We start from the raw sequence: 12,585 nt of genomic DNA, 5'->3' as shown, positions 1-12,585 counted from the left end.
TACCAACGATTGCTGCGGTTTAACCCCGCGGACGCGGGGAACACCTGGTCGGTGAGTCCAACATCGGTAAATCGTTCGGTTTAACCCCGCGGACGCGGGGAACACTCTAAAACTATACAACTGATTAATAAGGCTTTTTAGGCCGACAAAGATTCTACCGGAAAATCCCTATTATTAAAGATCTGTAATTCATTGATTTGTAACAGGTTGGAATGACACTAATCGTAATCCATCCATATCTACCGGAATTCGCCTGTTCTCACCGTAAGTCTGAAACTCAAATCCAGACTCCGTATTGGTCGACCAGGCCATCACCACATTTCCGTTATCCGCGAAAACGATGATCTGTTCCCACAGCATTTCCCGGGTTCGTTTCGTAACATCACCGATATATACGCCCGCCCGTATTTCAAGCAGCCAGATGGCAAGTCGTCCTCTCAGTCTGGGCGGTACGTTTTCAGTTATTACAACAAGCATACTCATAATCATCCACTCCGGTGGCCAGCATCCCCAAAGGTTTCAGGAAGAGGAATAGCTATGGGTTGAGCATCAACAGGAGGAAGCGGTGGAGAAATGCCGCCAGCGGACAGAACGTCTTCAATAAGCGGAATAAGCTTCGCCAGCGTTTTTCCACTGCGAAATATATCCCGACAGGCGAGCCTGATTTCTCTGTCTGGCTGAGCAGGATTATGGCGTGCTATTTCAAATGCCTTTGGCACGACAGTATCAAATTTGATGATATCGGCGATGTCATAAACAAAAGAAAGAGGTTTGCCGGTATGAACAAAGCCGATGGCGGGAGCATATCCCGCCGCCAGTACTGCCGCCTCGGTAACGCCATAAAGGCAGGCGGTGGCCGCGCTGATACATTGATTTATTACATCGCCTTTTTCCCAATCTTTTGGATCGTATCGGCGGCCATGCCACTTAATGCCATACTGTTTGGCCAACAACGCATAGGTCGCTTTTACCCGGCTACCTTCTATACCACGTAACTGATCGACCGAGCGTCGCGTTGGCGCTTCTTCGCCAAACCTGAGTTCAAACATTTTGCGCACAACTTTCAGACGAAGATCGTCATCCAACGCCAGCTTTGCCTGATAAAGAAGTTTGTCCGACCTGGCTCCGCCAGGCTGGCCGGAAGCATAGAGTCGGACGCCTGCTTCACCGACCCAAACCAGCAACGTTCCCACCGCAGCGGCAAGCCGTATAGCTGCATGAGACACGCGCGTTCCCGGCTCAAGCATAATACAGGCGACCGATCCCACAGGAATATGCGTACGTACGCCGGTTTTATCGATCAGAACGAAAGCACCATCCATTACGTCGATCTGGCCATACTGCAAAAAGATCATGGAGACGCGATCTTTTAACGGTAGCGGTTTAAGCGGTAACCAGTTCATTGCCGTTACCTTTTTATCATTAATAAACCACAGCCAAGCGCCTTGCTTTTCCCAATACCGTGAAACAGCGCCTGCTGAAAAAGCGCCACATCAGTCACTGTTAACCTGCCACTGAAGTCCACACTGCTATACCTGATGGGGGGCTCATTTGCCTTGCGTTGTAAACGATGCTGCTGATAAGCCTTCACTGAGGTTGCCGCCTGTAAGGAAAGATCCTCCTCACTGCCCGCCCACAGAGCAAATTCGTCAAAGGAGGAAGCAACAGGACTGAATCCGTGTTGATCTCCCTGGCGTTCAAGCCATTGATGAGCGGCCCGCGTTTGCAATTCCCACCAGTTTTGCTGCGCAATGCCATTGGCTTTAGCCTGGAATTTCGCATCCATCATTACGTCACAGCGCTTATTGTTTTTGCAAACAACTGGATTGGCGCGGAGTTGAAAACTGAGTTCAAGCCCTACTTCCAGATGAGGGTTAAACGGTTTGGTCTCAATGGAAAACAGTGCGTGCTCAGGCAGTGGCAGCGTTTCTGAAAGAACAAAAAAGCCTGCCTTTGGTTCCTGACGAAAAAGGAAAGGCCTTGTCTCCTGCTGCGGGAAGAGCTGCCATAACCACTGATGTCCGGCATAGGATGCCGCGCCCCGCCACTTCTCCAGCATAGAGGGCTTCAGGCGTTCAAGCCTGAGTTGGATACGAGACAGATACATTATTCCGCCTCCTGTAACAAACCGCTGAAGCGCGTGTAGCGACCAAACTGCCACCGTTTACGGCTTACAGACTGGTTGTGACAGTGCTGCTGTTCTTGCCTGAGCAGGCTCTCTTCATTTGGATCGTCCCAGTAACAGCGGCTTCCCCCCTTCATGAGCATCGACAGTTCAGAGGGAGCCATTTCACGCGCGGCCTGAATGAAAACCTGATTCAGAGAGCCTTCCATCAGGCGCGGCGACAGCGGTAGCGCCAACGGGCAGGATTTCCGTCCCAGATAAAGAGGGAAACGGGGCGCCAGCAGTGCGGCATGCAGCGTCGCCAGGTCTTCGGGGGCTTGCGACTGTTCGCTGACGGCAATATGCCAGTAGCCATCGCAGCGGTACTCTCGCTGCGTAATAATGGTACCCACTTCTGCCGGAGCCATACGCAGTTCATCGCGACGTGTAACATAACGGTGTTTTTTATTCTCACGTGGCATGCTGACCGTATGGTAATCACGCAGCCAGCGCTCCACCGACGATAGCGGGCGTAGGGCAAGATGATAGTGCTGATTAAAAAGGGCCAGGCGCTCTTCTTCTTCACGTCGAATGCCTACGGCGGCGGCGAGCAGCCCAAGAATGGCAGATCGCGTTGGCACGGGTGCCGTATGGCGGACTTCGCCCACGGCTTCAACGCCCCATGACGCCAGCGGCGCATAGAGCTGGAAAACCAGATATCGCTTCATCGTTTATCCTCAGGCTGCGATAAATTTCAGCAATTCCGCCAGTGAACCTTCCCCTGCCGAGACGTTCACTTCATAGTGTTTTTCGGCACACGGACCATAGGCAGCATCAAATTTATCGCGCTGTTGCTTTAAGTTGTTGATCGCAACTTGTACCTGATCTTCACCGCGAACGGGCCGGAAGAAAGCGACGGCCAGAGAACGAGGCTGCTTATTACCTTTTTCAGCTAACACATAAGATGCGTAAGCCCGTGAACCAAAGCTGTTTTGTTTTCCCGTTGGCGAAACGGTCATTGCCGTTTCGGTCAGTGCGGCAATCGCCCGGCTGGTCAACTCTTCATTGCCGCCGAGATTTTCCAGCAGCAGATCCCGACTGATACAGATGTAGGTATAAAAAAGCGCTGAGGCAAAGCCCTGCTCGCCCATATGCGCGGAACCTTTGTCATTCTCGCCGGTATTGAGATCGTCCACTGCCGTGAAAAAGTCGTCCTCAATCGTCACCGCACTAACGCCCAGAGCATGAGCAACCTGGCAGGCCGCTTCAACGTTGAAATCTGGCGACGAGGCCAGCATGCGGCCAAACAACGCCATATCCACATCGCGTTGCTCCTTTCTCAACAGTTTTAGTTCGTTCTCATTTGGCGCGCGTTTTTCATTAATTAATGTTTCGACCAGCGTGTTGATTAGCGCGATTTCATGATTGCTGATGTGCACAACCTGTTCGATCTGGTGGCTGCCTTTCTTAGGCGTACCGAACTGTCTGGCGATCTCTTCCGCTGCGCTTTTTGCGATTTTTTCATCAATATTTGCGGCTTTCATTGGCTGGTAAACATAGGTTTCACCAATCAAACGGGTTCGGGTACCGATGTGTCCTTCCATGGCGTCTTCGAAAGTTTCCGACACGCGCCAGGCCCGCTTCAGGCTTTGCGAAGAAACACGCAAACGCTCCACACCGCCCATTATTGCCGTTTTAGGCCTGCCAGACTCGTCACGATTCAGATTGGAAGGGGCATAGGCGGTTAACAGATGAAGCTGAATAAAGGTAGTCATAATTCATTCCTTGTAATTGGTAGCTAGCGAGCCGTAGAAAGGTATTCATTTGCCCAGCGGATGTGGTGGCGTTCAAAAGGGCTGACGTTTTTTTGCGTCGGCTCCTGCCACTCCCTCATCCAGATAAAAATGCTGTCCGCCAGTGAGACGATATTGACGCCTTTGCTTCCCCGGATCCTGACGGCGCGGATCAGCTGCTGACAAAACACTTCAGGCTCTTTCGCCTTTTGCAGCCGCTCAAACCGGAGTGACGACAGGCAGGGCGTATCATCGATTTTTTCACCCAACTGCGCGGCAAAACTGAGGTTGTCTTCATGATTTTTGATATGAACGGCGACGGAAACAAACAGCGCCAGAGCCAGCTCATCCACCGGTTGCAGCACCATTTTCTCCGCCAGCTGCTGCCGCAATGCAACATAACCGTCGCACATCATCACATCGTAAGGCGGTGCCATACGGCGCAGTTCTGCCCGCCATGCGCGTCCGTTTATGCGTTTGCCGTTTTGCCTGCCTTCCGGCTCGGACAAAATATCAAACCACTCTTTGAGCACGTTTTTTGCTGGCGTGCTGGTGATGATCCGTTCCCTGGCAGTATCGCTGTTAAGCATGTCCGTTCTCCTTTTGTTCTTCAGCCAGTGCGAGTATTTCCCTGCGCGTTTTTAGTTTGCGATAGTCTTCATCCAGCTTGCGTCGCGCGCGTATCTGACGCAGGAGGATATCGGCGGGGCAATCAACATCAGTCAGCGCTTCACGCTCAAACATTTCCAGCAGAGACGTATGTAACGTCATTTCCCAGCGCCTGATTGCCTGACGGGTGGCAGGCTGTGCGCATGATGAGTCAGGAATAAGGGCATCCAGCAGTGTGCGAAAAGCGGGTTCGGTCTCCTGCCAGAAAGCGATGGTGGTTATGCTGAAATCGATTTTTGCTTCAGAGGGTGCTGTGAACCAGGCGCTTTTAAGCTGAATTTTGAGTAGCTGTAACGCATTGGAGGCCAGCTCAATTGCGCGCCTGACGACAGCAGCGAACTTATCAGGGTGCTCAGTCACAATTAAAGGGATGCGGTGCTGATACCAGCAGCGGGCCTTGGCATTATCCATATCCCATGCAAAGCACCACAGGCTCGTGGCGGGCAGACGCTTCCGCCCTGCCCTGGCTCTGACCACCCGAGCAGGAATGGTACGGTTAAATTTATCTTCTCCTGAGAGCGTAAGGCCCAACCAGTCCTGATAATTCAGTCCGCCTGGCTGCCCTTTCAACGCCAGCCAGCCAGCAGCGGGATCTTTTAATGCCTGCCGATAAGGTGAAAGAGGGTGCAACCAGCAGTCGTACTGCACGCCATAGTTTTTTCCACGCATTTGCAGCAGCAGTTCCTGATGATGCTCGCCGCAAAGATCGCAGTTCCCGGCTGCCGTATGTGTGAAATCAAGTTCAATTCGTCTTGGCATTCCCCAATAAGCCTGAAGCGGGTGAGCATTCTCAGGTGTAACAATGCTGCCCTTTTTTTCGCTGGTTTTTGTTGCCGCCAACCAGGGAAATATCAGCGGATAGTGCGCAGGCTGCGGCGGAGACTCTTCGGGCAAAATATTCAGCCAGAGCTTTTTCCACAGGGGGATGAGATCGTCCTCCACCGGCACTACCAGCGTAGTCAGAGGGCCGCCGCCGCGCAGGCTGACACGATAACCTGCCCCCCCTGCCGGTGAGTTAGTCTGTAGTGTAAACAACGCCATGACGGCGCAGTGGGGACACATTTTTTCCGCCGTGTGCCGTTTAACAAAGTGATCTTTGTTGAGCTTCAGCGTATTTCCGCCGGGCGCATCAATCAACAGACCGGCAATGGACGTGTTTTCACTATCCAGCGGCTCAACGCTCTGCAAAAAAGCAGGTTTCTGTGGGCCAAAGCGCATAGCGGTTGCAATGGCATTGAGCGCCTGTATCCACGTTTCGCCGTCAATGCCTCTTTTCCATACGTCCGTCCATGCATCTTCATTTTCCGGCGCAACGGTACACTGCAACAATCCGATCAAAAACTGCCAGGCGGCGCCCTGAAAATCAGCGCGTGGATATGCCACGTCCAGAACGTTGTCATCCAGAAGATCGATGAGCGCAATTTTCTTTTTTGAACCGGAAAGATCAGTCACCGGCAGCCAGGGTTCCTTTATCAAATCCATCGATCTCACTCCTGTAAAGCTGGCCCCGGCCGGGGCCAGTATCTGTCACAATCTTTTTAAATTAACCATCAGTAATGTTAGAAAAACAAAAAAATCTATCTGAGTGATTGATATCGTAAAAGCCATAAGACCGTCCTTTATATTGATGATAATGCGGACGCCGTTTAGAATAGAGTTGCGATTCAGTTCTAAACGGGCATCCGTCCACAGGGGGCTTTAGTACTGCCCCCTGCACTTACTATCATAAGTACTCAGGATACCAAGTCAAATAAAAATAAGATGATATGATAACTTCAAAAAAATTCAGACTTCAGAATTTTATAATACCCTGTTAACCTTACTTCTTCCTCGCTATGGCGGGGATGAACCAATGATGTGATAACTTCAAGTCTGTTCCCCGCGCCAGCGGGGATTTTTCTTATCCTGTCAAACCGCAACGACGGCTGTAGTAAGGTGCTTCGCCTTCTTCTGACACCAGCACCACCTGCGCCGATGGGCGGCGAGTAGCTTTACGGAATGTCTCCAGCAGACTTTGCTCAGGTTGGTTCAGGTTGCCTTGATGTTTCTGCCACCATGTAAGCCGCACCTGCACGCGGCTCTTCTCCCACTGAAAATCATCTTCTCTGACCATGGGCTGTAGCTTTCCCTCGTCGTCCAGCCAGGCAAGATAGATATCTGTGCTTATTTCGCCGAGGCGCGTCGAAAACTCCCGCTCGTCATCCCACAGAAAATCGCTTGATTCCCTGTCGTACCCTTTGTCCCGATGTAATAGATTTTGCGACGCGATGGCGCGCTTGCTCAGAATGCCGGCGAAAACGTCGACGGAAACTGCCTCAAGCCCCGGCGGCACAGGTATCAGTTCCTCGTAAACGCCATCAACCAGAAAACGAGCGTCTTCGGGCATGCGGATCTGCCCCTTTTGACGCAACAATGCCTGCGTACGCCACAGCGCCCCATGATCAGGGTAAACAAAACCGGTTCCGCGCAGTTCATCGCCCAGCCAGCCGCGTTCAGCCTGCTCCTGCCATTCCGGTGCAAGCAGATGAAGTACGGGAGCAGGACGTTCGTCAGGAAGAGACGCTTTACAACGCCCCTGCGCATCGCGAATATGCCGCTGTAAGCGCCCGGCGCGTTGGATCAGTAAATCTACCGGCGCAAGATCGGAAATCATATTATCCAGATCTAAATCCAGGCTTTGTTCAACCACCTGCGTGGCGATTAAAACTTTGCCATGCCGTTGCTTCGGCGATGCATCTTTACTAAACCAGTCGAGTGTTTTTTCTTCAATTGCCATGCGATCGCCAAAGGCGAATCGGCTGTGGAAAAGCAACAGGTTCTCTTCAGGGATTTTCCCTTCAGCCATAAGGCGTCTGAAAGCGGTCAGCGCATCATCCACGGTATTGCGTATCCAGCAGATACACTCCCCTGTTCGTACAGCCTGATAAATAATGTCAATGGCCCGATCGCTGTCATGTATCCAGTTGACCGAGACGCAACGGCGCACTTCTTTTCTCGTCTCAAGAAGCTGTTCACTAAGTCCAGTCGATGAAAGATGGCTTAACCAGGGATAGCCGGCATCAGGCGCGAGCAGAGCGGGACTGAACCCGGCGCCAGCGTTGAAAGCCGCGATTAACTTTTCACGCAGACCAGCGGGCAGCGTGGCGCTGAGGATGACCGCACTGCCGCCCTGAGCAGCATGGAACTTAAGCAATCCTTCGAGCAGTCTGACCATATAGCTGTCGTAGGCATGGACTTCGTCAAGGAGCAGAACCTTACCGCGCATGCCCGCCAGCCGTAACGACTGGTGACGGAAAGGCATCACCGCCATCAGCAGTTGATCGATGGTGCCTACGCCTACCTCAGCCAGGAGCGCTTTTTTCCTGGAATCGGCAAACCAGCTGTGACATTCACTACTCGCGCTGAGATCTGTTGCGGTATAGTTATCGTTGCCCGACTCTCTCTCCTGCCAGACGGACTCGCTGAAAGCGGCAGACATGTGTCGGCCACCATGTGCCAGCACCAGCGATGGTCTGGCGCCTTCATCAAATAACGCATGATAAGCACTGCCAAGCCGTCGATACATGGCGTTTGCCGTTGCCATTGTTGGCAACCCGACGTAAAGGCCTGCCCCTTTTTTGGCGGAAAAAAGGCGGTGCGTAATGATCATTGCAGCCTCGGTTTTACCCGCACCAGTAACATCCTCGCATATAAACAACTGCGGCCCCGATGCATCAATGTTGATAGAGGAGGCACATTGTTGCAGTGGCGTTAAGGTATTAATAAAGGGAAATAGTGCGTGATGCCCGCTAAAGCTGCTGGTTAAAGAAGATGCAGGAAGATGCGAAAGTGCATTTCCCGCTCTGCTACAGGCGATAGTCCAATACTCATCGAGCGACAATGGGGAACTGAGAAAGGGAAAATAGTGCTCGTTGGAACCCAACCAGTCGGCGAGCGTAACGATACCCGCCAGAAACCAGCTTTGCTGCTTCAGTTTTTTCCGCCACGTTTTGTCCAGCCAGAGGCCAGGCAGATCGTTCATTGAAAACAATTTATTCAGTTCAGTAAGGTAATGCTCCGCAGCAGCATAATCTCTTTCTTTAAAAGAGAGTGGTCCGCCGTCAGCGGTTTCATCAGGAGGCTGACCGTGATGCCCGGTGGTGATCTTCATCCAGACAGAGAGAATATCGCTAAAGTCTTCACGCGCTTCGCGCGGAATATTTGGAAAGAGGTGCACCTCCCCCTTTTCCCAGCGGGATATCAGTTTTTCCCATAAATAATAACCCAGGGAGTCGTGACGAGCGCCATATATGACGCCAGTGACCGGAGATAACAATGGTGAATCAGGATGAGAAGCCAGCTTTTGAAACCCGCTGGCAAATTTACCTATATCATGGCAGGCGAATAACCAGGCGATCCATCGTGCGGCATCGTCACCAGTCATGCCAAGCTCAGCCAGAATATCGGCAACACCGTAACGGTTTTGCTTCACCATCAGATTTCCGCATGCCGCTACGTCGAGACAGTGCCAGGAAAGCAGATGATATGCGTCGCCTTTAGCAGCGCTATCACGGCGGCTTTTCCCCCAGTAACAATGAAAATCAGGTGTGCTCAAAATGAAAATCCTTTTTATTTCAGCCCGCTATTTTATCAAGACACTATCAAATAATTAAAGTATTTCAAGGCAAAGCTTTATAAGAATCAACATATTAAAATATTGATGATCTGGATCACATTATAATTGCTTACCATGTCTTCTCTGACTCGTTTGTAGGGGAAAAATATCTGGATGCTATGGACTCCTCGTGGTTGCTGGCAGATACGACTTCGGAAAAGTGGAACTTGCAAAAATCCCAATATGGGACTAAGATCAATCAGGAACAATGGAGCAGGGAAAGAAAGTGAGAATTATATCCATAGCTCAGCTAAAGACGTTTTGGGAAGTGCATAATCAGGCCGAACAACCGTTAAAGTCCTGGATTGACGAAGTCAGGCAGGCCAGTTGGCAAACACCTCATGACATCAAAAAAAGATATCCATCAGCAGATTTTGTTGGCAATAACAGGGTAATTTTTAATATTAAAGGTAATGATTACAGGCTTATTATTGCCGTTGCATATCATTTTAAAGCAGTGTACGTGAAATTTATCGGAACTCACGCTGAATATAATAAAATAGATGCTAATACGGTAGGTACATAATGAAATATCAAGTTAAACCGATTCGTACTGAAAGCGATTATCAGGCGGCGTTAGAGGCGGTTTCACCACTTTTTGATCAACAGCCAGACGTCGGCACACCTGAGGGTGATTTTCTCGAGGTAATGATTTTACTCATCGAACAATATGAGAACGCACATTACCCCATTGATGCGCCAACGCCCGTTGAGGCGATTAAATTTCGCATGGATCAACAGGGGTTAACCGCAAAAGATTTGGAGCCTGCGATTGGTCGTGTGAACCGTGTCTATGAGATCCTGAATGGCAAGCGCAGCCTGACATTACCGATGATCAGAAAATTGCATCGCGATTTTGGTATTCCCGCAGAGTGCCTTATTGGCACATGAGACTGAAAAACTGATGGTTTTTACTTCAATGCAGGGTGTAATGCTTTAGAAACGTTATGCGTGAAAGGTTAATACAGATTTAATTTAATGTTTTCCACCTGACTGGTTGGATATGCCAGTGTGGATGCCACTCTTTACGACAGTAGCTCAGAACCTGTTAAAACTGAAACGGTTTAACCGCATCTATGTGGGGAGCACCGTCAGCAGCATGGCCTGCCCTTATTTTTTGGCGGTTTAACCCCACACACATGGGGAACACATCAGCGCAGAACCGTCGCCCAGTGGGTTGCCCGGTTTAACCCCACGCACGTGGGGAACACTTGAACACCGTGAAAATGGTGGCAGGCAACAGCGGTTTAACCCCACGCACGTGGGGAACACCGTTAACCGAAAATATTCGGGCACTCTCATTGCGGTTTAACCCCACGCACGTGGGGAACACTCACCGCTATCAGCGACGTCATAGCCAACCGTCGGTTTAACCCCACGCACGTGGGGAACACAATAGCGGCGGCTGGAATATTCGCTAAAGGTACGGTTTAACCCCACGCACGTGGGGAACACGCATTCATGAACATCAGCGGCGTCAGCAACTGCGGTTTAACCCCACGCACGTGGGGAACACTTCCCATAACCTCGTAATCTACCTACTCTATTCGGTTTAACCCCACGCACGTGGGGAACACTCTAAAAATAACCTACTGAAAGTAATAGATTTTTATCACCAGATAAATTCTACCGGCTATTCAGGTAAATTTAAACGTCGCAGTTCAGGCTATATTCTACAGAAAAAGTCATAGGGCGTATTAAAACGATCGAGTCGTTTTCGGCAACCCAACGCCGATCTCCTTATAAAAAAGGCAAAAAAAAGCTCCCGGACGGGAGCTTTAATGATCGGCAATGAGGCCTATTTTTTCTTTGCTTTCGCATTCGGCAGGTCGGTAATGCTGCCTTCATAAATCTCGGCCGCCAGACCGACCGATTCATGCAGCGTCGGGTGGGCATGAATGGTCAGCGCAATATCTTCCGCGTCGCAGCCCATTTCGATAGCCAGACCGATTTCGCCCAGCAGTTCACCGCCGTTGGTGCCGACGATGGCGCCGCCAATAACGCGGTGGCTTTCTTTATCGAAAATCAGCTTGGTCATGCCATCTGCACAGTCTGAAGCAATGGCGCGACCAGAGGCTGCCCACGGGAAGGTCGCCGTTTCATAGCTGATGCCCTTCTCTTTCGCTTCTTTCTCAGTCAGTCCAACCCATGCTACTTCCGGCTCGGTGTAGGCGATAGATGGAATGACTTTCGGATCGAAGTAGTGCTTCTTACCAGAAATGACTTCTGCCGCAACATGGCCTTCATGAACACCTTTGTGCGCCAGCATTGGCTGTCCCACGATATCGCCAATCGCATATATGTGCGGAACGTTAGTGCGCATCTGCTTGTCGACGCGAATAAAGCCACGGTCATCCACTTCAACGCCCGCCTGGCCTGCATCCAAACCTTTACCGTTAGGTACGCGGCCAATCGCCACCAGAACGGCGTCGTAACGCTGTGGTTCTGCAGGCGCTTTTTTGCCTTCCATCGAAACATAAATGCCGTCTTCTTTTGCTTCTACGGCGGTCACTTTTGTTTCCAGCATCAGGTTGAACTGCTTGCTGATGCGTTTGGTGAACACTTTCACCACGTCTTTGTCAGCAGCCGGGATCACCTGGTCAAACATCTCAACCACGTCAATCTGTGAACCCAGCGCGTGGTAGACGGTGGCCATTTCCAGGCCGATGATGCCGCCGCCCATGACCAACAGGCGCTCCGGGACTTCTCTCAGTTCCAGCGCATCGGTAGAATCCCACACGCGGGGATCGTCATGCGGGATAAACGGCAGTTGAATTGGGCGCGAGCCCGCCGCAATGATGGCATTATCAAAATTGATCGTCGTCGCGCCATTTTCGCCTTCAACCACCAGCGTATTGGCACCGGTGAATTTGCCCAGGCCGGTCACGACTTTTACTTTACGCCCTTTTGCCATGCCGGACAGGCCGCCGGTCAGTTGGTTGATGACTTTCTCTTTCCAACCGCGGATTTTATTGATGTCGGTCTGCGGTTTTCCGAACACGATACCGTGCTCTTCCAGCGCTTTCGCTTCTTCAATCACTTTCGCAACGTGCAGCAGCGCTTTAGAAGGTATACAGCCTACGTTCAGACAAACCCCGCCCAGGGTGCTGAAACGCTCAACGATGACGGTCTCCAGACCTAAATCAGCGCAACGGAATGCGGCAGAGTAGCCTGCCGGTCCTGCCCCAAGTACCACGACCTGAGTTTTGATTTCTGTACTCATCATGACCTCTTAATTATTTACGGCAATGCCGGGAGCCTGTCGCCCCCTATCCACCGGGTCGTTCAATCCGTCCGCATTTTACAAAATCGTTAACAATTTTGAAACAACAAACGAAAAACGAATATATCTGGTCTCAACAATC

The 12,585-nt window shown here is 51.0% G+C and carries 11 protein-coding genes and 2 CRISPR repeat arrays (1 of these 13 running past the window's edge); of the genes, 2 read left to right on the top strand and 9 right to left on the bottom strand.

The window, feature by feature from the left end; all coding sequences use genetic code 11:
- A CRISPR array of direct repeats spans nucleotides 1–105; the repeat unit is 29 nt; unit sequence CGGTTTAACCCCGCGGACGCGGGGAACAC; it reaches 2,059 nt to the left of the window's first position.
- Between the two features lie 84 nt (nucleotides 106–189).
- From cas2e to GS12_RS08010, 8 genes are all read right to left on the bottom strand, one after another.
- Nucleotides 190–483 carry a type I-E CRISPR-associated endoribonuclease Cas2e gene (cas2e, locus tag GS12_RS08045; RefSeq protein ID WP_034945725.1) on the bottom strand — a complete coding sequence of 98 codons (294 nt, stop codon included), beginning with the start codon at nucleotides 481–483 and terminating at the stop codon, nucleotides 190–192.
- Nucleotides 484–485: 2 nt separating this feature from the next.
- The gene (gene cas1e, locus GS12_RS08040) at nucleotides 486–1,403 is read right to left on the bottom strand and encodes a type I-E CRISPR-associated endonuclease Cas1e (protein ID WP_034945722.1); all 918 of its coding nucleotides are present in this window, start codon (nucleotides 1,401–1,403) and stop codon (nucleotides 486–488) included.
- Nucleotides 1,404–1,408: 5 nt separating this feature from the next.
- The gene (cas6e, locus tag GS12_RS08035; protein ID WP_034945720.1) at nucleotides 1,409–2,107 is read right to left on the bottom strand and encodes a type I-E CRISPR-associated protein Cas6/Cse3/CasE; all 699 of its coding nucleotides are present in this window, start codon (nucleotides 2,105–2,107) and stop codon (nucleotides 1,409–1,411) included.
- Nucleotides 2,107–2,832, bottom strand: coding sequence for a type I-E CRISPR-associated protein Cas5/CasD (gene cas5e / locus GS12_RS08030; RefSeq protein WP_034945718.1), 726 nt, complete (start codon nucleotides 2,830–2,832; stop codon nucleotides 2,107–2,109). The genes cas6e and cas5e overlap by 1 nt, the downstream gene beginning before the upstream one ends.
- 9 nt (nucleotides 2,833–2,841) lie before the next feature.
- Nucleotides 2,842–3,879 (bottom strand): type I-E CRISPR-associated protein Cas7/Cse4/CasC, encoded by a 1,038-nt coding sequence (cas7e, locus tag GS12_RS08025; protein WP_034945715.1) that lies wholly within the window; start codon nucleotides 3,877–3,879, stop codon nucleotides 2,842–2,844.
- A gap of 23 nt (nucleotides 3,880–3,902) precedes the next feature.
- Nucleotides 3,903–4,487 (bottom strand): type I-E CRISPR-associated protein Cse2/CasB, encoded by a 585-nt coding sequence (gene casB, locus GS12_RS08020; RefSeq protein ID WP_034945713.1) that lies wholly within the window; start codon nucleotides 4,485–4,487, stop codon nucleotides 3,903–3,905.
- The gene (gene casA / locus GS12_RS08015; protein WP_034945711.1) at nucleotides 4,480–6,048 is read right to left on the bottom strand and encodes a type I-E CRISPR-associated protein Cse1/CasA; all 1,569 of its coding nucleotides are present in this window, start codon (nucleotides 6,046–6,048) and stop codon (nucleotides 4,480–4,482) included. The genes casB and casA overlap by 8 nt, the downstream gene beginning before the upstream one ends.
- A 418-nt stretch (nucleotides 6,049–6,466) precedes the next feature.
- A complete protein-coding gene (locus GS12_RS08010) occupies nucleotides 6,467–9,169 on the bottom strand; it encodes a CRISPR-associated helicase/endonuclease Cas3 (protein WP_034945709.1) in 2,703 nt (900 codons plus the stop codon).
- Nucleotides 9,170–9,446: 277 nt separating this feature from the next.
- Here GS12_RS08010 and GS12_RS08005 point away from each other — a divergent pair, with 277 nt between their 5' ends.
- Entirely contained in the window at nucleotides 9,447–9,746 is a 300-nt protein-coding gene (locus GS12_RS08005; RefSeq protein ID WP_034945756.1) for a type II toxin-antitoxin system HigB family toxin, read from the top strand.
- Nucleotides 9,746–10,111, top strand: coding sequence for a helix-turn-helix domain-containing protein (locus GS12_RS08000; RefSeq protein ID WP_034945707.1), 366 nt, complete (start codon nucleotides 9,746–9,748; stop codon nucleotides 10,109–10,111). The genes GS12_RS08005 and GS12_RS08000 overlap by 1 nt, the downstream gene beginning before the upstream one ends.
- A 230-nt stretch (nucleotides 10,112–10,341) precedes the next feature.
- Nucleotides 10,342–10,797: a CRISPR direct-repeat array (repeat unit 29 nt; unit sequence CGGTTTAACCCCACGCACGTGGGGAACAC).
- Nucleotides 10,798–11,018: 221 nt separating this feature from the next.
- Here the strand turns inward: GS12_RS08000 and lpdA are convergent.
- On the bottom strand, nucleotides 11,019–12,443 hold the full coding sequence (lpdA, locus tag GS12_RS07995; RefSeq protein WP_034945705.1) for a dihydrolipoyl dehydrogenase: 1,425 nt from the start codon (nucleotides 12,441–12,443) through the stop codon (nucleotides 11,019–11,021).
- Nucleotides 12,444–12,585 lie beyond the last annotated feature (142 nt).

It is taken from the genome of Erwinia oleae (genome assembly GCF_000770305.1).
Classification (GTDB): Bacteria; Pseudomonadota; Gammaproteobacteria; order Enterobacterales; family Enterobacteriaceae; genus Erwinia; species Erwinia oleae.
Note: the sequence above shows the minus strand (reverse complement) of the source record. Positions and strands in the feature narration are given on the sequence as shown.